At 44.0% G+C, this 22,248-nt stretch carries 26 protein-coding genes and 8 tRNA genes; 7 read left to right on the forward strand and 27 right to left on the reverse strand.

From position 1 onward, the window contains the following. Positions 1–204: 204 nt before the first annotated feature. A complete protein-coding gene (locus tag AC1DM9_RS28445) occupies positions 205–675 on the reverse strand; it encodes a 2-thiouracil desulfurase family protein (RefSeq protein WP_477509095.1) in 471 nt (156 codons plus the stop codon). A gap of 209 nt (positions 676–884) precedes the next feature. Between AC1DM9_RS28445 and AC1DM9_RS28450 the strand changes: the two genes are divergently transcribed. Next, the gene (locus AC1DM9_RS28450; protein WP_477550975.1) at positions 885–1,826 is read left to right on the forward strand and encodes an NADP-dependent oxidoreductase; all 942 of its coding nucleotides are present in this window, start codon (positions 885–887) and stop codon (positions 1,824–1,826) included. A 115-nt stretch (positions 1,827–1,941) separates the two neighbouring features. Next, positions 1,942–2,280, forward strand: coding sequence for a L,D-transpeptidase (locus tag AC1DM9_RS28455; RefSeq protein WP_076267434.1), 339 nt, complete (start codon positions 1,942–1,944; stop codon positions 2,278–2,280). Positions 2,281–2,294: 14 nt separating this feature from the next. Here AC1DM9_RS28455 and AC1DM9_RS28460 read toward each other — a convergent pair whose 3' ends face one another. The 4 genes from AC1DM9_RS28460 to AC1DM9_RS28475 are packed head-to-tail and all read right to left on the reverse strand — an operon-like array spanning position 2,295 to position 6,634. Then, a complete protein-coding gene (locus tag AC1DM9_RS28460; protein WP_477583441.1) occupies positions 2,295–3,257 on the reverse strand; it encodes a DUF1861 family protein in 963 nt (320 codons plus the stop codon). Between the two features lie 26 nt (positions 3,258–3,283). Further along, positions 3,284–4,363, reverse strand: a complete 1,080-nt coding sequence (locus AC1DM9_RS28465) for a mannose-1-phosphate guanylyltransferase (RefSeq protein ID WP_339204562.1) — start codon at positions 4,361–4,363, stop codon at positions 3,284–3,286. Next, positions 4,356–5,453, reverse strand: a complete 1,098-nt coding sequence (locus AC1DM9_RS28470) for a glycosyltransferase (RefSeq protein ID WP_477583443.1) — start codon at positions 5,451–5,453, stop codon at positions 4,356–4,358. The genes AC1DM9_RS28465 and AC1DM9_RS28470 overlap by 8 nt, the downstream gene beginning before the upstream one ends. Next, positions 5,453–6,634 carry a glycosyltransferase family 4 protein gene (locus AC1DM9_RS28475; protein WP_477509099.1) on the reverse strand — a complete coding sequence of 394 codons (1,182 nt, stop codon included), beginning with the start codon at positions 6,632–6,634 and terminating at the stop codon, positions 5,453–5,455. The genes AC1DM9_RS28470 and AC1DM9_RS28475 overlap by 1 nt, the downstream gene beginning before the upstream one ends. 366 nt (positions 6,635–7,000) lie before the next feature. Here AC1DM9_RS28475 and AC1DM9_RS28480 point away from each other — a divergent pair, with 366 nt between their 5' ends. Continuing rightward, complete coding sequence (locus AC1DM9_RS28480; protein ID WP_477583445.1) at positions 7,001–7,576, forward strand: 50S ribosomal protein L25; 576 nt, start codon at positions 7,001–7,003, stop codon at positions 7,574–7,576. A 52-nt stretch (positions 7,577–7,628) separates the two neighbouring features. On the opposite strand, the gene AC1DM9_RS28485 is transcribed toward AC1DM9_RS28480, so the two are convergent. The 11 genes from AC1DM9_RS28485 to AC1DM9_RS28535 all read right to left on the reverse strand — a co-directional run bounded on the left by AC1DM9_RS28485 (position 7,629) and on the right by AC1DM9_RS28535 (position 10,101). After that, on the reverse strand, positions 7,629–7,868 hold the full coding sequence (locus AC1DM9_RS28485) for a helix-turn-helix domain-containing protein (protein WP_339204567.1): 240 nt from the start codon (positions 7,866–7,868) through the stop codon (positions 7,629–7,631). A 167-nt stretch (positions 7,869–8,035) separates the two neighbouring features. Then, positions 8,036–8,120 (reverse strand) — tRNA-Leu (locus AC1DM9_RS28490). 49 nt (positions 8,121–8,169) lie between these two features. Then, positions 8,170–8,245 (reverse strand) — tRNA-Lys (locus AC1DM9_RS28495). Positions 8,246–8,294: 49 nt separating this feature from the next. After that, positions 8,295–8,369 (reverse strand) — tRNA-Glu (locus AC1DM9_RS28500). Between the two features lie 109 nt (positions 8,370–8,478). Next, on the reverse strand, positions 8,479–8,796 hold the full coding sequence (locus tag AC1DM9_RS28505; protein ID WP_076267429.1) for a hypothetical protein: 318 nt from the start codon (positions 8,794–8,796) through the stop codon (positions 8,479–8,481). A gap of 180 nt (positions 8,797–8,976) precedes the next feature. Further along, positions 8,977–9,061: transfer RNA gene (locus AC1DM9_RS28510), tRNA-Leu, on the reverse strand. Between the two features lie 49 nt (positions 9,062–9,110). After that, positions 9,111–9,186 (reverse strand) — tRNA-Lys (locus AC1DM9_RS28515). 56 nt (positions 9,187–9,242) lie between these two features. Next, positions 9,243–9,317, reverse strand: a tRNA-Glu gene (locus tag AC1DM9_RS28520). A 105-nt stretch (positions 9,318–9,422) separates the two neighbouring features. After that, positions 9,423–9,513: transfer RNA gene (locus tag AC1DM9_RS28525), tRNA-Ser, on the reverse strand. Between the two features lie 5 nt (positions 9,514–9,518). Then, a tRNA-Asn gene (locus tag AC1DM9_RS28530) sits at positions 9,519–9,594 on the reverse strand. Positions 9,595–9,621: 27 nt separating this feature from the next. After that, the gene (locus tag AC1DM9_RS28535; RefSeq protein ID WP_441876414.1) at positions 9,622–10,101 is read right to left on the reverse strand and encodes a SprT family protein; all 480 of its coding nucleotides are present in this window, start codon (positions 10,099–10,101) and stop codon (positions 9,622–9,624) included. 131 nt (positions 10,102–10,232) lie between these two features. On the opposite strand from AC1DM9_RS28535, the gene AC1DM9_RS28540 reads away from it, so the two are divergent. Beyond that, positions 10,233–10,595 (forward strand): hydrolase/acyltransferase, encoded by a 363-nt coding sequence (locus AC1DM9_RS28540; protein WP_339204568.1) that lies wholly within the window; start codon positions 10,233–10,235, stop codon positions 10,593–10,595. Between the two features lie 80 nt (positions 10,596–10,675). Continuing rightward, positions 10,676–10,828, forward strand: coding sequence for a cortex morphogenetic protein CmpA (gene cmpA / locus AC1DM9_RS28545; protein WP_339204569.1), 153 nt, complete (start codon positions 10,676–10,678; stop codon positions 10,826–10,828). Positions 10,829–11,011: 183 nt separating this feature from the next. Here the strand turns inward: cmpA and AC1DM9_RS28550 are convergent, their stop codons facing one another. The 6 genes from AC1DM9_RS28550 to uptA all read right to left on the reverse strand — a co-directional run bounded on the left by AC1DM9_RS28550 (position 11,012) and on the right by uptA (position 16,606). After that, the gene (locus AC1DM9_RS28550; RefSeq protein WP_076271830.1) at positions 11,012–11,683 is read right to left on the reverse strand and encodes a nitroreductase family protein; all 672 of its coding nucleotides are present in this window, start codon (positions 11,681–11,683) and stop codon (positions 11,012–11,014) included. 178 nt (positions 11,684–11,861) lie between these two features. Beyond that, entirely contained in the window at positions 11,862–12,308 is a 447-nt protein-coding gene (locus AC1DM9_RS28555; protein ID WP_441876406.1) for an RrF2 family transcriptional regulator, read from the reverse strand. A 103-nt stretch (positions 12,309–12,411) separates the two neighbouring features. Next, a complete protein-coding gene (locus AC1DM9_RS28560; RefSeq protein ID WP_477550978.1) occupies positions 12,412–14,670 on the reverse strand; it encodes a Tex family protein in 2,259 nt (752 codons plus the stop codon). Between the two features lie 23 nt (positions 14,671–14,693). Continuing rightward, on the reverse strand, positions 14,694–15,347 hold the full coding sequence (locus AC1DM9_RS28565; RefSeq protein WP_477583448.1) for an MBL fold metallo-hydrolase: 654 nt from the start codon (positions 15,345–15,347) through the stop codon (positions 14,694–14,696). Positions 15,348–15,365: 18 nt separating this feature from the next. Continuing rightward, positions 15,366–15,932 (reverse strand): thioredoxin family protein, encoded by a 567-nt coding sequence (locus tag AC1DM9_RS28570; RefSeq protein ID WP_477583450.1) that lies wholly within the window; start codon positions 15,930–15,932, stop codon positions 15,366–15,368. Positions 15,933–15,997: 65 nt separating this feature from the next. Continuing rightward, positions 15,998–16,606, reverse strand: a complete 609-nt coding sequence (gene uptA, locus AC1DM9_RS28575; protein WP_076271826.1) for an undecaprenyl phosphate transporter UptA — start codon at positions 16,604–16,606, stop codon at positions 15,998–16,000. A 167-nt stretch (positions 16,607–16,773) separates the two neighbouring features. On the opposite strand from uptA, the gene AC1DM9_RS28580 reads away from it, so the two are divergent. Together AC1DM9_RS28580 and AC1DM9_RS28585 are read left to right on the forward strand one after the other, a co-directional pair. After that, a complete protein-coding gene (locus tag AC1DM9_RS28580) occupies positions 16,774–17,220 on the forward strand; it encodes a cupredoxin domain-containing protein (protein ID WP_441876396.1) in 447 nt (148 codons plus the stop codon). Positions 17,221–17,295: 75 nt separating this feature from the next. After that, positions 17,296–17,607 (forward strand): dehydrogenase, encoded by a 312-nt coding sequence (locus AC1DM9_RS28585; RefSeq protein WP_441876393.1) that lies wholly within the window; start codon positions 17,296–17,298, stop codon positions 17,605–17,607. Positions 17,608–17,701: 94 nt separating this feature from the next. Here AC1DM9_RS28585 and AC1DM9_RS28590 read toward each other — a convergent pair whose 3' ends face one another. From AC1DM9_RS28590 to AC1DM9_RS28610, 5 genes are all read right to left on the reverse strand, one after another. Continuing rightward, the gene (locus tag AC1DM9_RS28590; protein WP_339204576.1) at positions 17,702–17,884 is read right to left on the reverse strand and encodes an H-type small acid-soluble spore protein; all 183 of its coding nucleotides are present in this window, start codon (positions 17,882–17,884) and stop codon (positions 17,702–17,704) included. 41 nt (positions 17,885–17,925) lie between these two features. Then, a complete protein-coding gene (locus AC1DM9_RS28595; RefSeq protein ID WP_076271822.1) occupies positions 17,926–18,108 on the reverse strand; it encodes a hypothetical protein in 183 nt (60 codons plus the stop codon). A 130-nt stretch (positions 18,109–18,238) separates the two neighbouring features. Further along, positions 18,239–19,663: a cardiolipin synthase gene (gene cls / locus AC1DM9_RS28600; protein ID WP_477583452.1), complete on the reverse strand. Its 1,425-nt coding sequence runs from the start codon at positions 19,661–19,663 to the stop codon at positions 18,239–18,241. A gap of 189 nt (positions 19,664–19,852) precedes the next feature. Then, the gene (locus tag AC1DM9_RS28605; RefSeq protein WP_477583454.1) at positions 19,853–20,824 is read right to left on the reverse strand and encodes a glycosyltransferase family 2 protein; all 972 of its coding nucleotides are present in this window, start codon (positions 20,822–20,824) and stop codon (positions 19,853–19,855) included. Further along, entirely contained in the window at positions 20,814–22,220 is a 1,407-nt protein-coding gene (locus AC1DM9_RS28610) for an undecaprenyl-phosphate glucose phosphotransferase (RefSeq protein WP_477583456.1), read from the reverse strand. Before AC1DM9_RS28610 ends, AC1DM9_RS28605 begins: the two co-directional genes overlap by 11 nt. Between the last annotated feature and the right edge of the window lie 28 nt (positions 22,221–22,248).

A 22,248-nucleotide genomic window follows, 5' to 3' on the forward strand; every position in this document is an offset into this window, starting at 1 on the left:
TTTTTAAGCTGATCATCCATCCGCTTGTTTGCTGTTCCCTTTTTTCATACTTGCATAAAAAAAGAAACGGCACAGGACTTTTTCCCAAGCCGTTTCTGATTCTATTTTTATTCCCGGTCCTGACTCTTATGTTAACTTAATGACATTGCTCCTAGGAGGCTCCTTTTTATTTATGATTCTATTATTTTCTTGAATTTATTTCTGCTAGAAACTCATTTCCACCAAAAATTCCCCAAGCTGCTCTTCGGATATCACTCTTATGCCGTTTCTTCTAAGCAGAGCAGTCGTAACCCCATTTCCAGTCCTCTTATTGCCTTTAAACTCCCCATTATAAATCATGGCGCTGCCGCAAGAAGGGCTGTATTCCTTAAGTACAATCACTTCCGCATTTACTTCCTTCGCTTTTTTTAGCGTAATGTGTGCACCTTCCATATACATCGCCGTTACGTCCCTGCCCGATTTCTCTACTACTCTAGCTGTACCGTTTAACACATCATCGCCGTCGCCGCCAACAATTTCGGCTGACTCTCTTGGAGTAGAGAAACCGCCCAGCAATTCAGGACATACAGCAACGGCTTTCTTTTGCTGCACCAATTGTTGAATGATTTCATTTACACTATGCGTTGCATTATATCTTACCTCATACCCTGCTAAACAAGAGCTTACTAGGATCATAATCTGCACCTCTTTAAGAAAAATCATGATGTTCATTCATCTATTACTTTTATTGTACCATAGAAGCTGAGCAAGCTAATCTTAAGGAATCGTTACGATCCGCAAAAAAGTGCCTGCTTGCTTCCTTAATAGCATCAAGGTACATTTAACTCATATACAAATAGCCGAGCATTTGAACGATATAAAAAATTTAAAGGAGCTGCTTCCCTATGTCGGATCAAGCGATGCAAGCAATAAGAGTATATCAATATGGCAATGAAGAGGTGCTGCAGCTTGAGAGCATCCCCGTTCCTGTTCCAAAAGATAATGAGGTTCTCATACGTGTTCATTATGCGGGAATTGTCCCTGTCGATTACAAAATCCGAAATGGCTGGATGCATGCCAGATTTCCGCAAACCTTTCCGTATATCCCAGGCACAATCATGTCCGGTGTCATAGACACTGTCGGTTCCGCTGTAAGCGAGTTTAAAGCAGGTGACCGCGTGTTTGGTTCGGTAAAAGGAGCTTATGCAGAGTATGCGATTGCTGAGCCAAAAGAGCTGGTGCATATGCCAGACAGACTCTCGCTGAAAGAGGCTGCTACCATTAGAGGCGGAGCTGACACCGCTTGGAAAGCTTTATTTTCAGAAGGAGAGCTAGGCGCAGGACAGACCGTACTTATCCATGCTGCTGCTGGCGGTGTGGGGCATTTCGCAGTGCAGTTGGCCAAGTGGAAAGACGCGACTGTCATCGGAACGGCATCCACAGGAAATATAGACTATATTCAGTCGCTTGGTGCAGACCAAGTCATTGATTATACGACTACAGCTTTTGAGAGCGTAGTTCATGATGTTGATCTTGTCGTTGATGCAGTCGGCGGAACTACAGAAGATCGTTCATGGTCTGTTATTAAACAAGGCGGCAAATTGGTCGCACTAACGCAGCTTCCCTCCAAAGAAAAAGCCAAGGAATTTAATGTAACAGCTACATTCAACACAAAGTTCCCGACACATGCTAACCTTGAACAGCTTGCTCAACTCATTGCAGATGGAACGATCAAAGCAGAGATCAACACTGTCTATTCTCTAGCAGATGTAAAACAAGCGCATAAACAATGCGAGGGAAAACGAGGGCGAGGCAGAATATTGCTAGAGTTATTTACTATAAAATAAAATGACCAAAGAGCCCTAGGACACATCCTTTGGGCTCTTTTTTTGGGCGCGCCTAAATCTTTGAAGCAAACCGCTGCCGCTCTACATAACATAGGAGAAAAGGAGTGAGTCCCCCATGCCCGACTACCGTATTATCATCGATCTTTCCGATCGTCAGCTCTATCTGCTGGACGGCGACGTCGTCACTCAAGCTTTTCCCGTTGGCATCGGCAAAATGGTAACTCAAACGCCTACAGGTGAATTTACGATTATTAATAAGCAGCCCAATCCCGGCGGACCGTTCGGCGCCTTTTGGATGGGGCTCTCAAAGCCGCATTATGGCATCCATGGCACAAACGATCCTTCTTCCATCGGACATATCGTCTCACACGGCTGCATCCGAATGTTTAACGATGATGTACTCGCCTTGTCCAAAATAGTGCCTATTGGCACGCGTGTTACCATTCGCCCTTAGCCTAGCAGCCAGCTTTAGCTTTCAGCTTCATCTTGCTTCATCGCTTCGTACTCCGTGAACGGGTCTGCAATATCGATGTAATGCGCCTCCGTGTCACTAGCTCCCACATAGAGCTCCGCTCGGTTGTTAGCCTTGCGGACCAGTCCACCACTGAATATTACATCAACTAAATTCGGGCGTTTAGCCGGACCCTCAGGGAAGTCGCTTCTTGTTGCTATGATTTTGACCGGTGACTTCTCTCTCGTCCAAGGATTGAGAACAAATGACATCGCATGATAATGAAGATTAGACTCCTCGTCCGTGTAGGAGATGTGGCCTAATACGCCGAGATAACCATTTTTGAGCAAATGAATTTCATTTGCCCCTCCCCATTCATCCTTTAGAAATTGATCACGAAACAATGGAGCGTTAATAATAGCTGTTTCCGACAACTCCTCAAAGGAATCAATGATGCTAAAGCCGATTACAGCTCTCGTGCCTTCAATCCCAAATGGTCTCGAAAAAATACCGATCTTCCCATCAGATAATTGTGTTAAGCGAATATCCTTCATGTTCCAAGGGCCTGTTGCAGCATGTACAAGCTCATGCAAATTTTCTCCTCGGTAAAGCACGGTTTTCCAGCCTATGATCGACCTCGATGTTTCAGAGTCAAAATAAAGATGCACACCGCCGAAGATCCATTCGCCGTTAATTTTCGTAATAAAGGGATCCTGCAGCTGAAACTTAGGCAAATCCAGCTTCGGAGTCCATATCCCATCTTTGCATGTAAAGAAGTTAATCTCGGATTCCTCCGAATGGCGATCTTCCACACGGCCGGCAATATAAAGCTCCCCCTCATTCAAGAATGGAGCAGTAATATTGTAAACATCGCGGTCCCCAACGCCAGCAAAATGCAGCTTCGATCCTTGTTTTTGAGCAGGCTCATATTCTAGCAGCAGCTCTTTGCATGTTTTCGTTATCCATTCCAGCTTCATCATGGGGTTCATTTGAATGTGAGCCTTTCTTAGGCGTATTCGTGCATTCCTTTATCTTTCAATATTCTAACGATTTCCTTTACCTCTTGCGCCTTGTCTTTGGCACATATCAGCAGCGCATCCTTGGTATCCGCAATAATCAGACCATCAATTCCAATTGTAGTGATGAGCCGGTCATCGCCGTAGATGATGGAGTTCTGAGTGTCGATGCCTACGTAGTTCGCTTTGACAATGTTTCCATGCTCATCTGGAGGAAATATCGCGCCGAGCGCATCCCAGCTTCCAATATCATTCCATCCAAAATCGCCTTCAATAACGACAACCTCGTCACTGCGCTCTAAAATACCATAGTCGATTGAAATGTTTTGCAGCAAAGGATAAATCTCATTAATCATTTCCTCTTCGCGCTCCGTGCCCATGTACGCAATTAAAGGGAGCATTGTTTTAAAGAGCCTCGGAAGAAACCTTTTGAAATTATCAATGATGCAGGAGGTTTTCCAAATAAACATACCGCTGTTCCACAAATAATGACCGGATTGAAGATAGGATTGCGCTTTTGCAAAATTAGGTTTTTCGACAAATTCGGCTGCCTCATAAACATGACAAGGCTCCTTAATGAAAGAGTCTTTCTTGCAAGAAATATAACCATAGCCAGTTGAAGGAAAGGTAGGCTTGATGCCAATCGTAACAATCTTGTTTGTCTCCATAGCCACGATGCAAGCATCATTCAATGTTTTCTTAAAGTTATCCGATTCGGTAATATGATGATCGGATGGAAATACGACCATAAGAGAATCACCATGGTTTTTCTCAATAAATAAAGCCGCAAGGAGTATGCTCGCTGCCGTATTTTTGGCAACAGGCTCTACCAGAATGTTAACGTGCTGAACACTCTTATGCATGATCCTCTCGAGCAGCACCGCTTGGGTGCGATTCGTTACTACGATCGTGTTTTCCATCGGAATAACACCGTTAAAGCGTTCAATCGTATCATTGAGCATAATGTCGGTACCGCTTATATTGATCAGCTGCTTTGGCAGCTCCTGCCGGGATAAAGGCCAAAAACGTGTTCCGCCTCCGCCTGCGAGAATCGTAGCAAATTTATTTATTGTGCATCACCTCATGAGCCATGCAGTATGAAACAATGTTTTCCGAGCCTTGATTTAAATTCAGGCCGCTTGCATGTATGCCATCGTAACAGCCGCCGGTCTCTGCATCTATTAACGATTCATGACGGGAGTTCCGCCCATGAAACCATTCATAGCATAAGGAAGCTTGCTCGCGATAGGTTTCCTTCCCTAACGTCTTGTACGCTTCTAAGCAGGCTAACAGCATCTCGCAAGCTTCTATCGGCTGCTCGTCATATAACGCTGCTTCTCCGCCTCTATCAAGCCAGCCATGACTGCCCACGGGTTTGAAATAACCTTCTTTTGCAAAAGTAATTAAAGCTAGAAAGTCCAAGCTTTCTTTAGCGGTTTGTCTGAATGCTTCTATATGCGAAAAATGTGATGCTTTGAAAAGCGCCCAAGGCAGCATCGCATTGCCATAAGTAATACGATCCTCAAACCACTGCCAGCCCTCTCCTTTATTGCTTTGATACTGCGTATGCAGCCTCATCGCTAATTCCTCAATTAACGAAACGATTTGAGCCTCTGGAAGAAAGGCTGGATCATCGCTTTCCATATTCGGATATGGGAACTTATAACGGAGCGCGTTCTCGGTCTGCATCATGGAAGTTAAGCCGATAATTGCATAAGCCATCGCTCTTGGCGATCTCAAGCTCCGCACATGCGGCAGCGCTTGATTGATCATATATTTACATGTATTTTGCACATTATGCGGGACGGATGGCTCCGAAAGTGTAAATCCAAGCGCCCACAAACAGCGCCCCAGACAATCCTCAGAGCCTGTTTTTTCTATGAACAAACGGTTGTAGTCCATAAAGTTTCGAAAGCTGCCGTCTTCATTTTGAGCATGATGAATAAAGGCCAAATACGTATTTATAAGGTTCAAGGATTCCTTATCTCTAATGCGCTTATTGAGCATAACTGCCGCAATCAAAGCCCTTGCATTATCATCGGAAGTATAACCTTTGGAACGGTCGGGAATACCGAATTTAGTATGCTGGAAGATGCCTGTATCATCTGTTAATGAGCGTAAATAATCGGTTGATAACGGCTTGATCATACTTACTCCCATTAAACCGCACTTCCTTTTAACACATAATGATGTGCCATCGTTTCACGGAAAAGTACCGCGTAAGATTTGGCGACTTCATTCCACATCATTGTACTGCCTAAAGCGAGCGTCTTGCTCTCCATTTCCGCTTTTAGATTCGGATCGTCCAATATCGTTACAATATGATTTTCTAATGATGCGGAATTGTGGAAATCTGCGAGCAATCCTCTTCCGTCAGCCAGCATCTCAACAGCGTAGCGGTACGGAGTCGAAATAATCACCCTGCCGTAACCAATTCCGAATGCTAGTGTTCCACTTACAGCTTGATCCTTGCCAAGATAAGGCGTCATATAAATATCCGACAATACAAGAGATTGAACAACCTCCTCTTGCGTTAGATGCTTATCAACAAACGTAACATGCTGCTGAAGGCCTAGCTTTTCCACTAGATCTGTCAGCTTCGTCCTGTACACTTCTCCAACCTCTTGTTTCACAACAGGATGCGTTTTGCCTAAAATCATATAAAGTGCTTCCGGGTGCTTCTTCACTACGCCGTTCATGGCCTCTATGGCATATTCAATCCCTTTGCCTGGGCTTAAAAAACCGAATGTTGAAATGATTTGCCGATTCGTATACCCGAACCTTTCTTTAAGCTCATTTCTAGATTCGGTCGCAACTACCGGAACCCCATGATGGAACATCTCTATCTTTTCAAGCGTTATGCCGTAAACCTCATGCAAATCCTGTATTTTGGTATGGGCCATCGTAATGACCTTATAGCTTAAATCCGCCAGCTGCTTCATAATTAAACGCTGTTTCTCGCTCGGTTCGGACAATACGGTATGAAAAATAACGATAAACGGGATTTTGAGCTTCGCTGCCAATTCCAAAACGTATTCTCCGCTTTCCCCGCCGTAAATGCCGAACTCATGCTGAATGACTAACATATCGATATTGGATTGATTAAGATCAATGGCTATTTTGCTATAATCTGCACGATTGTGCTGTCCAATCTGAGCCATCACCTGATTGCCGTACGCATAGGACTTGTTGTTGTTAACCGCAATCATGCGTGGTGCATTAAAATCTTGCATTTGTTCGATCTCATTCATCAGATCCTGAGAAAAAGTAGCTAATCCGCATTCTCTAGGCAAACTCGTTCCCAAAAATGCTATATTCCGCTTGATTAAAACTTTTTTCAATGAAATCGCTCCCTTATTTTTAAAAAATTTACAAATGACAATAAAAAAAAGAAATAAAGATGTCTTTATTTCCGAGATTAAACGATATGCTTTTGGTTTTTAGCTATCCCAGTGTTACCACTTAACAGCTTTCAGTTGCTGCCTTTTCTTGCAATTCCGCTCCTATCTGCTGTTTAAACCTTAACACGACCATATTTTCTTGTCAATCGAGCCGGATTTGCACTGATTTGACAAGTCGAGAACTTGTGATAAAATTAACATATGACAAGAAAATATGGTCGTTAGCGGGCTGATTAGACATTCTATTGCTAATCGGTCTTTTTTATTGTCGGTTTGACAGTACCCCATTCGATTAGGAGGCAACAAATGATGAGCAATACTATCCAGTTAAACGAACGGGTCGATTTAAGCAAATCTAAGATTAATCTATTAAGAAAGCAAGGACAGGTACCAGCTATTGTATACGGTAAGGATGTCGGCAGCATTTCTGTTATCGTCGCTGAGAAAGAAATATTATCAGTCATAAAGCACAACCCGCGCGCTATTTTAAATGCAGCTATTCCGGAAAAAGGGAATAAGCCAGTATTAATTCAAAATATACAAAGAGATCCGCTAAGCAACAAAATTGTTCACGTTGATTTCTATCAATTGAATATGAATGTGAGTTTAGATTCGAAAGTAACGATTCATTTCTCCGGAGAACCAGCAGGTGTCAAAGAAGGCGGAATGCTTCAAGTTGAGATGTACGAAGTAGAGGTTCGCTGCATGCCAGACAATCTGCTCAGCGCATTCGAGGTAGATATTAGCGGCCTTAAAATAGGAGATCATTTACTAGTGTCTGATCTCTCCTTCCATGAAGGCATCGAAGTTTTGTCCGATCCTGATGCAATGTTAGTTAAAATCTCGCAAGCACAAGCCGAAGAAGCAGTCGCTTCCGCATAATTATCATATAAATAGTAAAGGGAACCCTATACAAAATGTACAGGGTTCCCTTTTATTTATCTGGATCTATATCTTTATCATCATGAACGACTACAATAAACTGTCCAGGACTTACATCAAAATATTTGCATAACCTCCATAACAGATCCCGCGGATATTGAACCATCTCATCCTTATACATCTTCCGAACAGAATCAAAATGATAGTCAATATCTTTGGCAAGCTGCCTAATCGATAGGTTTGGATCTTTAGCTCTCATGATTTCTTTTAAATTACTATGAACCCCCGGCATTTGAACACCCCCCACTCCGATAAATATATAACGCTCTAAATATATAATCAACCATTCCAACCTCTAGTATTCCCACTTTTTAAATATGACGATAAGTAGGGTTTCTTTTTTTGTTAGAACACACAAAAAAACGGCTCTATCACTAGAGCCGTACGATTTATATACTTTGGTGCGGTAGACAGGATTTGAACCTGCACGTCCATGGGACACTACCCCCTCAAGATAGCGTGTCTGCCGTTCCACCACTACCGCACATTGTAAATTGTACGATCCTTCACTCACATCTTCTTATCAAAGAAAATGGTGAGCCATGAAGGACTCGAACCTTCGACACCCTGATTAAAAGTCAGGTGCTCTACCAACTGAGCTAATGGCTCTCGTGTGATTGCAACGAGCTCCATAGAGCTGGTACACTTTGAGGATTAATGGTGACCCGTAGGGGACTCGAACCCCTGTTACCTCCGTGAAAGGGAGGTGTCTTAACCACTTGACCAACGGGCCGTCTGGAACTAAGAGAACAAATATGCTTGAGACAACAAAAATGATTATATCAGCTTATCATCAGAAGTTCAAGCATTTTTTCTCAAGTTTTTTAAATATAATTTTAGCCTTACGATTCAATCGTTTCAGCCTTAAATACATTGTCTAACTTGTCTTCAGGCGTAAGTCTTTTCTTAAGCGGCACCTTAACGTCTCTTCCCAATTCTTTGAAGAAGGTTTCAACGTCACATTCGATTTTGTCTACAAATACCGATAATTTGCCTCTTTCGATAATCGCTTCATTGCCTTCTGCTGGTACAGTTACTTCGATTGAGTATTTTTTCATTAAGGTATTGCTGTACCGTGCGAAAATCTCAAGCAATTCCTCGTTGTTAAATTTGCTAATCGCTGCTTGTCCCTTGTTCGTAAAGTTTAAGTTTATTTTCATGTTTACAGCTCCTCATCTCTAATGATGCATCTGTTTTCACGGCTCGAGCAACTTATAACGAAAAAACCACTCTCTAGTCAGATTTATGATCTGAATATAAAGTGGCATCATCTATCAGAAAAGTGCATGCAAAATGACACCTTCTAAGTTCACCTATATACATCGGCAAAGAGTAAGTTATGGTGCGGTAGACAGGATTTGAACCTGCACGTCCATGGGACACTACCCCCTCAAGATAGCGTGTCTGCCGTTCCACCACTACCGCACATTTATAAGTCGAACGTTCATCGCTCGCATCTTCTTAATCAAGAAAATGGTGAGCCATGAAGGACTCGAACCTTCGACACCCTGATTAAAAGTCAGGTGCTCTACCAACTGAGCTAATGGCTCTCGCTGTAATTGTAAACGAGCTCCGAAGAGCTAGTACATTTTTTTGTGTGAATAATTGGTGACCCGTAGGGGACTCGAACCCCTGTTACCTCCGTGAAAGGGAGGTGTCTTAACCACTTGACCAACGGGCCATACAGAACAATTCAAATGAGATTTCCACGATGCTGCAACCACTGTGGCAAATAAAAAAGACCGGATGAACGGTCTTCCCGTTGCAAACACTTGTGAGAAAAATGTGGCGGAGAGAGAGGGATTCGAACCCTCGCACCACTTACGCAGTCTAACCCCTTAGCAGAGGGTCCCCTTGAGCCACTTGGGTATCTCTCCAAATCTGGCTCCCCGAACAGGACTCGAACCTGTGACAACTCGATTAACAGTCGAGTGCTCTACCAACTGAGCTATCAGGGAAAAGTAAAAGTGACAAGTAATAATATATCATGTACTACTTTGATTGTCAATCACTTTTAACACTAATTTTCCGCGACATTTTCCACAAGCGTATTTAGCCGGATCAATCTTCCTTTTGCGCAGATACTCCATCCCGCATTTGGTACAAACAAGCTTGTACCGAAATGGCTGCTGCTTACGCTGCGCGCGTTCAGGCAAGGACTGACAATAGCGTGAGCCGCCTACCTGAGCCAGCAGCTGTTTGAATTCAATATCACGATGCTGGTATCCCCGCTTCAATATATGCAAGTGATAATGGCAAAGCTCATGCTTAATAATTTTCTCGGTTTCTTCATGCCCGAAAGCCGAAAGCTGATGAGGACTGATCTCAATATTATGGGACCTTGTAAAGTAGCGTCCTCCTGTTGCTTTAAGTCGGCTGTTGAATGTGGCTTGATGTAAAAACGGACGATTAAAAAAGGTTATCGAAATATGCTCAACCCATTGCTGCAGCGCCTCATTATTCATTCATTATTCTCCCCCAACTACTTGAATTTTAAAGCTGGCATAGGCTACACTGTCAAGTAGGAATTATTAAATGTGCAGAAAATTTACAGTATATGTACGGTAACAAACTAAAGGGGAGATCAATAATTATTATGGCAACTATGCGCTACGTCCTATTGAAACAAAATGACATCATCTTTTTCGTGGAAATGCCTGAATCGCACGCTTATCAGCTAAGCGCGCTTAACCTCCGGCTTCATAAAGAAATTGACAAGCTAACAGCAGAGCATGTTCCAGTATTGCCTTATGCTGTAGCAGAGTGCAACGATGTTGAGCTTCACGACAATTCCATTAATATCGTCTCAGGCCTGGATTACATCAACAGCCTTGAGAAGGATTTTGCCGGCGTACAAGAGAAGTCCTATCCGCTTATTTCGCTTTTAACAGAAATTCGCGCCCTGCAAGCTCAGCTTGAACAGTGGTACGAAGAGTATGAAGAAGAACAGAGTATATAGGTAGGACCTGCACGGACACACGCCCTTCCCCATATTGTAGTATTACAACAAGTTAGGCCTGGGGAAGGAGAACGATAGGTATGCCACAGTGGCTGTGCAATCAAATGATGCGTGCATTTCAAAAGAAAGACCGCAGACAAATTAAGCTGCTTAATGACTGCTGGTATTTTTACCGCAACAAACAAGGTTCAAAGGAAGAAGGCACCGGAACCGAATTCACCGAATTTCAGTAATCGATCACTGCCCAACCACATAACCGTATAGGGCTGCTGCCATACTTTTAAGGGATTAGCTCGTTTAAACGGTGAAATAAAGCAGAATGTAATGGCGAACTCCTAATTACTTATCGTTAGAATAACAAAAGCGACCCCCACTATCTGAGGGTCGCTTTTTGTTATTGTTTGGTTATCGATAAATTAAAATTTGTTAAAAAATGTAACATCATCAACCGATAGACGAGTTGTTTCACGGCCTTCTACTGCTGCTTTGCCGATTGGAAGCATCAACGTCGGCAAATAACGATCCGAAATATTAAACAGTTCCATCACTTGATCACGGTTATATCCGCCCATAGGAACGGAATCATACCCTTTAGCACGAGCTGTCAGCATAAGCTGCATCGCCACTAGGCCTGTGTCAAATACAACGATTTCTTTCAAGCGCTCTGCTGGCAAAGCTGAGTACATTTTCGTAGAATTCGCAATAAAGTTGTTGCCCACTTCTTCAGTCATGAAACCTGCTTCAATCGCAGATCCATAAATTTTTTCGGACAACGTGTACATTTCCAAATCAGCTAGAACAATAACAATCGCTGATGCAGCAGCTACCTGCTTTTGGTTAAATGCGATGGGAAGCAGCTTTTGCTTCAGTTCAGGATCAGTTACAACGAGAAAACGCCAAGGCTGCATATTCGATGAAGATGGCGCTTTGATCGCAGTTGCAAGAATGTCTCTGATTTCTTCCTCAGAAATTACTGCACTGCTGTCGTATTCACGTACAGAACGACGGCTATTTAAAACATCAAAGAAAGTTGCATTCAATTGTTCATTCGTTTGAGTTTCTTGTGAATTGCTTTGAGTTGTTGTCATATGGTTCCCTCCAAAGGAAAATTTTTATCTGTGCAAGATTCTACTCAGTTAATCTCGCGAATATACTGTGCTTCGCAGGGCACAGTTAATGAAAGATAAACTGTATCATTTATATACACAGTATAGGTCGTGTCGATACTTTTGTCAATCGACTAACTTTAGTAAATTTAATTACTTTTTAAGAAGAATTAGGCAATGTCTTTTGAGCAAGCTGCGCAATTGTAAACTGCTGCAGTGTTTCGATCGTATTCTGTTCAATCTCATTTGCAATATCCATGAATGCTGACTTCATATTCATTCCAGCATCATGCAGGCTGATTGTATCCAGCATGCCGCTGCAGAGAGGTTCTCCTACTTTGAGAGCAATGTACACCTCAGCGAGCGATATCGCCTCTGGAGGGCGTTTCAGCCTATAACCTCCATCACGGCCTTCTCTTGTTTCAATTAATTGCCCAGCAGCCAGCTTAGCCAGCACTTTCCGCAATTGTGTTGCTTCCGAGTTCAAGCAGCCGGCAATAGCCGCACTTGGATAACATTCTGATTTGTGCGATAAAATAACGAGTGCCTGCAAAGCGAGTCCAAACCATTTTGAATGGGCTGATCCGCTTGCCTTTTCTGTCTTCATAGTCATCTCACTCCTTTTGTAGGGTAGTAGGCGATGCCCATGCACTTGTTAAATTATAAAGGGCTTGCCTCCTAACAGGCAAGCCCTTTATATATGGAAACCGTTAGTTAGGCTTGCGCATCGTCAAGCTTACTCGGCCTTTTTTCGAATCGACACTAAGCACCCATACCGTAACCGTGTCACCGACAGATACAACATCCATCGGACGTTTAACGAATTTATCGCTAAGCTGTGAAATATGAACGAGCCCATCATTTTTGATGCCGATATCGACAAACGCACCAAAATCGATGACATTCCGCACTGTCCCGTGAAGTTCCATTCCTGGAGCCAGATCCTCGATATTGAGTACATCAGTATGGAAAATCGGAGGAGGAAGCTCTTCACGCGGGTCGCGACCCGGACGAAGCAAGCTATCCATGATGTCCCGCAAAGTAGGTACGCCCACGCCAAGCGTTGGCGCGATACGATCTGCGTCTAGCTCGGCAAGCTTTGTTCTTAGCTCCTCTGAGCCTAACTGCTTAAGGCTAAGGTCCATCTCACTAAACAGCTTGTCTACAACCTCATAAGATTCCGGATGAATCGGCGTGCTGTCTAGAGGATTGACTGGTTCAGCAATTCTCAAGAAACCAATACATTGCTCATAGGATTTTGCGCCAAGACGCGGTACCTTCTGCAGCTGGTTTCGTTTAATGAAGCGTCCGTTTTCATCACGATATTTCACGATATTTTTAGCGATGGTAGCATTAATGCCCGCCACGTAGGATAACAAGGATGCTGATGCTGTGTTCACATCGACGCCAACATGGTTAACCGCTGACTCTACTACACCGCCAAGCGTCTCATCAAGGCGCTTTTGACTAACGTCATGCTGATATTGTCCAACTCCGATTGCTTTAGGCTCGATTTTAACGAGTTCTGCAAGCGGGTCCTGCAATCTGCGGGCAATCGACACTGCGCTGCGCTCTGCGACGTCTAACGCCGGAAACTCCTCCTGAGCGAGCTTAGAAGCCGAATACACGCTTGCGCCTGCTTCGTTGACAATTATGTACTTAAGCTCAGCGCCGTCCGCTCCGGCCGCTTTGCGCTTGCCTATTAAGTCAGCAATAAATTGTTCCGTCTCACGTGAGGCTGTTCCGTTGCCTATAACGATCAATTCTACTTTGTATTTATCAATTAAACCATTGATGAGCTTCTCAGCTTCAGCCACTTTGTTGTTCGGAGGAGTTGGATAAGATACCGCGACCTCCAGCAGCTTGCCAATATCATCAATGACTGCTAGTTTGCACCCGGTACGGAAAGCCGGATCAACTCCGAGCACGATATTGCCGCGAACGGGCGGTTGAAGCAGCAGATTGCGCAAGTTTTCAGAGAAAATGGAAATGGCATGCTCCTCTGCCTTTTCTGTCAGCTCGCCACGAACCTCACGCTCAATGGATGGCGAGATAAGACGCTTATAAGAGTCTTCAATGACCGATACAAGCACATCGCGTACAGATTGCGCAGTCCCGTTTCTAAGCAGCTTTCTCTGGATATGCTCATGAATGCGTTCCGTAGGAACATCAAAGGCAACACGCAGCACATCCTCGCGTTCAGCACGATTAATCGCAAGAACACGATGTGGAGGAAGCTTTCGAACCGGCTCCTGATAGCTGTAATACATTTCGTATACCGTTTCCTCAGCAGCATTTTTTGCTTCTGTCTTGATTAGCGCTTGATCAAATGTGAATTTGCGAACCCAAGCGCGAATAGATGCATCATCGGCAATATTTTCGGCAATGATGTCCGAAGCTCCATTTAAAGCATCCTGAGCAGTCGGTACACCTTTTTCCTCGTTCACATAACGGGCAGCTTCAACAAGCGGATCACCGCTGCGCGGCTGTGACCACAGCCATTCTGATAGCGGCTCCAGCCCTCTTTCCTTCGCGACGCTCGCACGAGTCTTACGCTTTTGCCGATATGGCCGATATAGATCTTCTATCTCTTGCAGCTTAACCGATTGGGTAATCGAAGCGCGCAGCTCTTCAGTCAGCTTGCCTTGCTCATCGATTAGACGAATAACCTCGCGTTTGCGCTCTTCCAGGTTCCGCATATATTGCAGCTTCTCTTCGATTGCTCTTAGATCATTCTCATCCAGCTCACCTGTCATCTCTTTCCGATAACGCGCGATAAATGGAATGGTGTTGCCCTCATCGAGCAAGCCTACTGCAGATTTCACTTTTGTTACCGGGATCGATAACTGTGCAGCTATTCCAGTAATAATTCGCTGACTTTCGGCAGCTTTCTGTTCCACTGTCAATTTCGATTTTCCCGCATTTTCTTCTACATCATCTGTAAAATGCTGTACCTTTGTATCCGCCAAACGTCATGCCCCTTCCTCATGCTTCATGCACCCGTATATGGGTTGTTCGCCATTTCAAAACCAATCGTCGTACGTCCGCCATGTCCTGGATATACAATGACTTCTGGGTTTAGTTTGTACAGCTTCAAGCGAATGGAGTCATATAAATCACGTTCACGTCCGCCCGGCAGGTCCGTTCGGCCAACTGACATTTTGAAGAGCACATCGCCTGAGAACAGATGGTTGCCATGCAGGAAGCTTACGCTGCCGGGAGAATGCCCCGGTGTATGCATGACTCGGAAAGATAATCCAAGCAGCGATAAGGTTTGACCTTCCGCGAGCGCATATTCAGCGGGGTCCGTTGAGAGCGGAGGCGTTACATCCTGCCATCTCATTGAACCATTTTTACGCGGATCCGTTAGCCAGTCTGCCTCCAAGTCATGTATGTACACAGGACAGTCAGCCAGCTTTCGCACTTCATCCACGCCGCCCATATGATCGAAATGAGCGTGAGTCAATAGAATTGCCTCCACCTTCACACCTTTAAGGCGCTCAATCAGCTTGCGCGGATTCATTCCTGGATCAATCACGATGCCTCGTTCCTGCGCCTCTTCACCATTTACTGTTGCAGGCTCCTTCACCGTGATGAGATAAGCATTCGTTTGCAGGGGACCTAATGTAAAAGTTTCAATCTTCATATTCTCACTCATATTCGTTTAAAATGACTCCAACAAAGTGCGGAGCTCTTTCACAATAACGGATTGATATTCAGTTCCTTCTCCATAACGACGGCCAATTTCCTGTCTTGTAATCGCCAGCTTCTCTTGATAGTCGGCTGCTTCACGGTCTGGATTTTCTTTTTTGAACGCGAGCATAGCTTCCTGAACATGAGTAGGACGCGGTCCCCACTTGCCTAGCACTGCTCCGCCTGTATCCGCAACAATAACGACAGGTACAGAACGGCCGCCAAGTGTCAAAAATTGATCCATCGTGTCGAGATGCTCTTCCATAATGAGCACGTCAATCGGAACGCCGCTGTTCTCAAGCGCTTTGAATACAACAGGAATATTCCGTACAACATCGCCACACCAATCAGCCATCAGGATCAATACACGAAGATCATCACGATTGTTAAGCGATTCGAAATATTCCTTGTCGCTCTCATCAGTCCATACGAACTTTTCCGACCAATCCAAAAACTGCTCTTTATTTTTGGTCATGCCGTCAATAAATTGTTGCGGGCTAATTCCTTTGCCCAGTTTATCTGCAATGCTTTTGCTCATATGAATCCCTCTTTCGTCTATTTAATGGTTGCTCATCAGAAAAAAATGCAAGGTTGACTGTTCTATTATACCGATTTGCGGCGTGAGCGTACAAATTTGAAAAGGACATAAATAATAAGGAGTGCAATTGCGATAAGAATAGCAGGCTGTACATAAGGCGCAGCTTTCTCATCGATTTTATCCCAGTTCTCGCCAAGCGATTTGCCCAGATAAATAAACAATATAGACCATGGCAGAGAAGCAAGTGCAGTCAGCAATGTAAATAATCCAAAATTCATTCTTGCCATACCCGCTGGAATTGAAATAACCTGTCTCATTACCGGCACAAAACGTGCAGTGAACACGATGCCTACGCCATACTTGTTAAACCAATTTTCAGAAATATCTACATGTTTTTGTTTGATCTTTATATATTTACCGTATTTCTCGACGATTGGCCGTCCGCCATATCTGCCAATCCAATATAAAATCCAGTTTTGTCCAATTGCTCCTAACGTACCAAACAACACTGCCCCCCAGAAGGAAATATCCCCTTTGTATACGAGATAACCTCCAAAGCCGAGCACAATTTCACTTGGTATAACTTCAATCAATAGTCCGATCAAAATACCAAAGTACCCTAGACTCTCTACCCATTGCAATACATTGTCCAATACTTCATGAATAAAATCCATTCCTGTTCTCAATCCGCCTTCCTGCATAAAATATGGCTTTCGCTTGCTTTTGCTGCGCTGAAGCTATTCTAACATACGATACAGACAACCTTCCACTTTTGTCATGTGCTGACAAGCCCCTGCATAGACTAGCCTTAAATGATACGAATGGATGAGGTGAGCGTTTCATGTCAAAGGTCTTTATTGTAAGTAAACGACAAATTCAACTGTTTATTGTAGTTGCAGTCCTTATCGTATTCACCGGCGTTTACTTAAGCTGGGACAGATCAAAAGAGGTAGATGGACAACCGTCAGAGCCGCGAATTTTCCAGATTGTTACGGTTGAATACAAGTCACAAACCGCTGACGGCAAAGAGCATGAAATGTATCGCTGGGATCCGGGTCAAATTGTTGTCCAAAAGGATGAACTAACTGAGCTGCATATTAGTGGTGTAAGTGGAGCAAGCCATCCCTTTGTCATTGAAGGCCTTGGCATTAAGGGAGAAGTACTAAAAGGCAAAACGACGGTTGTACGATTCACTGCCAAAAAAGAGGGGACTTATCCTATTTTATGCTTGACCCATACTGATATGCGCCACGGTGGACCAATGGTTGGATATATCACAGTAGATTAGCAGGCAAACAGCTGTAACGAGTGACCTCCTTCTCCCCGGGCGCATACATATGGGGTAGAGAGGAGTCGGTCTATAATGAAAGCTAACGCGCCAAAACATACAGCCGGCTTACCGACTGCGCGTAAAATCCGCAGAGCCTGCAGCAACGAGCTATACCGCACCGTGAAGCGCATGAAACTTTGGGTGTCCAAAGAGAAAATGGAGCAAGCTGAAAAACTTTATTTTAAAAAGGTTATTGTCAACCTGATCTGGGTTCACGAAAATAAAGACAATCGGAAGATCCAATGCGACTGGTGGGAAGAGAATGTCAGCGCTGAAATTGCCGAGTTATGGGAAGTCGATCGCAATCAGCTTTGTATCGCGTTTAGAGAAGCTTTTGGCGGTTAAGATGGTTATTGGATAAACAAAAAAGAGGCTTTCCCATTTATTATTGGGATTGCCTCTTTTTCTGTACAGCTGCTTGTTGCTTAGCTTGTAACGATTAACCTTCTTCCTTCAATCGGTCACAGGATACCGTCTTTGTGTTCACAGGATTGTTGCCGACCATAACGGTTGCCATCCCATTCGCCTCGTCGACATTTTCAATCCAGACCGAATCCTCATCCAGATGAACTTTAACTGTCTGTTCTGATTCGTATATTTGCTTCGCGCGTGCTACGTCCATACTGCCTACCCCTCCTTTTTTATAAGTTCATTGAACAATTGCTATCTGGATTCACGTTCCATCGTATCTGTTGTTGATTCGTCAATAAGGCCGTTTTGCAGCGTTACATTGCCGCCGCCCAATCCTTCATTTACCATTCTGTCGATATCCATAAAATAATCCTCTCGACCCTCATGCTTCGGATCTGCCGCCTCTTGTTTTTGCTCGTCGTTAGTATCTGTCATAGTTATACCCTCCCATTTGTTTTGGCGAATACGTATACCGTGTAGGCCTGATTTCGCATTCGCGGCGGTAATAACATGGTTTATCCACCTTCGAAAAATATGCCCGAAAACGCAGTCAAGCATGCATCGTTCACAGCAGCGGCGATAACATGCGCAGTAATTCTTCTGCTGCCTTTTGTCGATTCGGTCGATTCATAAAGGTCTTTTTGTCCAATTCTCGGCTATGCTTCAAATCCTCCATAAAATCCGTTTCCAGCTTCTTAATCGTCCCTTCGTCAAAAAGCACCGCGTTCAGYTCAAAATTACTTAGCAAGCTGCGCATATCTACATTTGCTGTTCCAACAGTGGCCAGCATGTGATCTACAATCATCACCTTCGAGTGAATAAATCCTTTCTCATAGCGATAAACCTTCACTCCCGCATCCAGCATCTCTTGCATATAGGATAGTGTGGCAAGCAGCACAAGCTTGGAGTCCGCAATGCCCGGTATAATCAACCTCACATCCACCCCGCTGAGTGCAGCAGTTCTGAGACCCATAAGCAGGCTGGAATCAGGTATAAAATAAGGCGTCGTTATATATATCCTCGTCAAAGCCGCTGTTATCGCAGCAAACATGACTTCATCAATCTTATGAGCATGCTGTCCCGGTTTACTTGAAACCATCAGCACCCTTTCATTTCCTAGGCAATGATGAGGCGTCATATACGCTTTACCATCCAGCTCTTCTTTTGCCGCGAAGGCCCAGTCGTTCATGAACAGCTCCTGCAGGTAATAAACGGAGTCCCCTTTTAAACGCAAATGGGTATCCCGCCAGAAGCCCAGCTTAGGGTCCTTTCCTAAGTATTCATCACCGATATTGATACCTCCGATAAAACCTACGGTCCCATCTACTACAACGATTTTGCGATGATTGCGATAATTTAATTTTCTGTCAAAAAAGGCGATGCGCGGCGGTAAAAAGCAGCTTGTCCGAACTCCTGCACGATGAAGCTCTTCGAYATACTTATCACTTAAATGCAGGCTTCCTATCCCATCATATACAACTCGAACCTGGACTCCTTCTCTCGCCTTACTCGTTAACACCTGCAAAAAGCGTTGGCCAATTTCATCATCTCTAATCGTGTAATAATCCATATGTATATGATGGGTCGCTCGCTTCAGCTCTCTCAATATCTCCTCGTATGTGTCATCACCGTTATTCAGAACGAATGCTTCATTATTACGAGTAATCGGAAACGGTGCTAAGCCAGTAAGCATGGCAAACAGTTTCTTTTGTGTCTCAACCTGCTCATTTTCCATATCCGCTGCCTCTGTAACCTCCTGGGATAATTGATTAGCATAGCGTATAGTCTCCTGCTTAAATCGTTCCAAACACCTGCGCCTGACAAAGTCTTTCCCAAGCATGATATAGGCTATAAAACCTATGAACGGGAACATAAATGTAATGAAAAGCCATGCAGTCAACTGTGCTTGACGACTATGCTCCATCACAAATACCGCAGCGAGCTGAATAATGTATACGATTAATATTCCCGACAGCCAAATGAACACCATAGTTAAAATAACACCTCGTTTTCTCCTTACCGTGCAGAATCTTACAAGTCCCTCTAGTTTGAACGCATGCTTACATACCTATTCTTATAAAATCTTATAACATGAAAAAAAAGCCCGCCGATTAATGCTAATCGGACGAGCTTTAGAATTTGAGGTATTGCAGATTAATGATTAGATCTGATGAATGGATTATTGTTTCATTGTCACGCCAGCATTATTATTTTCAATATGAGTAAGGATAAGGCGATGCATGCTAAGCCTTCTTGTTATAAACTGTGGCAGTAAACGGTAATTCATGCCTAGCTTATAGCCGATCAGCTTTGCTGCTGATTCAGCGATCAGCTTGGGAATCAGATGCCATTTACGGGTTCGATTGAGCTCATTCAGCTGCAGCTTAACAAGCTTTGAGCCTGCCTTGCCAACCGCGCTGTAAGGCATGATCCATGTATTGCATCGCATAGAAATTCCATTATCGAAGTAACGCTTGAATTGTTGCTTAATCGAATAGTCATGCGAATGAAAAACAAGAGCCTCTGCGCAGTAAGCAACCTTATAGCCAGTCAATATGCATTTGGCAGCCATAAACAAGTCCTCATTAAAAATGACTGGCTCCTGAAACCGTCCCATCGTCTCAAACGTCTCACGCCAAATCGCTGAGCATACGTTGGAGCAAAAAAATGTTTTAATCCCAAGCTCTTCAATATCCTCATATGCTTTTAATTGCGACTGTGCCGGATAGTTATGTTCCCTTGCCAGTCGTTCCAGCACATTAGCTTCTGGTCTCGGCAGTTGCCTTGCATAGGCATACGCCACATTATTTCCAGATAAAAGTGGGCGAGTCAGCTCTTCAATGAGCTTATCGTTGCAAGGAAGGGCATCCTGCGTCATAAAAAGCAAAATATCGCCGCGTGCTTGCATCGCTGCAACGTTGCGCGTACCACCGTGATCGAAGTCACGGCGTTCAACGCGCATCACTTGGGCTCCAGCCTTGAGCGCTCGCTCCTGCGTTCCGTCGTCCGAGCAGGAATCCATGATGATGATTTCATATGGAGGAAGCGACTGATGCTTCAATCGCTCTAATAGCTCTTCCAGCTCTGGCCCTGCATTTAATGTAGGAATAATAATCGATACTCGGCATGCTGAATCGCTGTTAGTAAGCATTTTTGTTAATCAAGCCCTTCAGTACCGTTTTGAAAATAATTTTGATATCAAAGAAAAAAGTCCAGTTTTCAATATAAAAAATATCAAACATAATACGGTCTTGTATGGAAGTGTCGCCTCTTAAGCCATTGGTTTGTGCCCAGCCTGTTATCCCGGGTCTAATCTGATGCTTAACCATATATTTTGGAATTTCCTCTTTGAACTGATTCACGAAATAGGGACGTTCTGGCCGCGGACCAACCACGCTCATATGGCCGAGCAGGACGTTGAAAAACTGCGGCAGCTCATCCAGACTCGTGCGACGAAGGAAGCTGCCAAACTTGGTGCGCCTTGGATCGTTCTCTACCGTCCACTGTGTATCTGATACTTTATCCGTTGATACACGCATCGAGCGGAATTTAAACATATGGAACGTTTTGCGATCGAGCCCCATCCGCTCCTGCTTAAACAATACGGGTCCAGGTGATGTCAGCTTAAGCCCTATGACAGCGAACAACATGATTGGAGACGTTATAACAATTGCTACTAATGAGAAGGCGATATCAAACCAGCGCTTTAATATCCGATTGCTCAGCTCATCGAGCGGAATATCCCTTACATTAATAAGAGGGATGCCCGCAAAATTATCAAAAAATGGCCGAGCCGGCAGCAGATCAAAGAAATCAGGAATGATTAGCGTCTTCACGCCCGTCCGTTCACACATTTCAATAATTTCCGCATACTTCGCATGCGCTTCAAGCGGCAGTGCAATGATGACTTCATCAATAGGCATCATATCCAGCTTTTGCTTCAAAGCATCAAGCCTTCCGATAATCGGCTTCATATACTGATGCTCAGTCGCATGCTCATCTTGATAATCATCCAAAAAGCCGACTACCTCATAACCAAGATCCGGGTGCTGCTGCAGATTCGTATAGAAACTGCGTCCCACGGAACCAGCCCCAACGATAAGTACAAAACGTTTATTAAAGCCTTTGCGACGAAATGAAGCGAGGATCGATTTGACCCAATATCGGTATGACGCAATGGCGATAAAATTCATGAAAAAGAAAATGGCTAGAAATTCACGAGAGATATGTACTTCACGGGTAAAGAAGAACAAGCTAAGTAAACCTAAAAAGCTAATCATTTGAATCTGTAAAATACGAAGCACTTCGTAGGAATAATTTTTACGTCGTTTGGGCGAATAAAACTGAAAGTAAAAACCGATCAGCACTGCTGAAAAGGAATAAATCGTTCCCCATAGTAAATAAGTAGAGAACGCTACCGAGTTAAAGCTTGGCAGTAGACCGCTATAAAATTTAAGCCAATACGCGGCCATAAAGACGACCAATGTGCAGGATAAATCCGCCAGCATATATAATTGCGTCAAAAACCGTTGGTTTTGCCTTAGCATTCGCCGTGTTCACCCGCATTCTCTTAAA

It is taken from the genome of Paenibacillus sp. 01T431 (genome assembly GCF_056398625.1).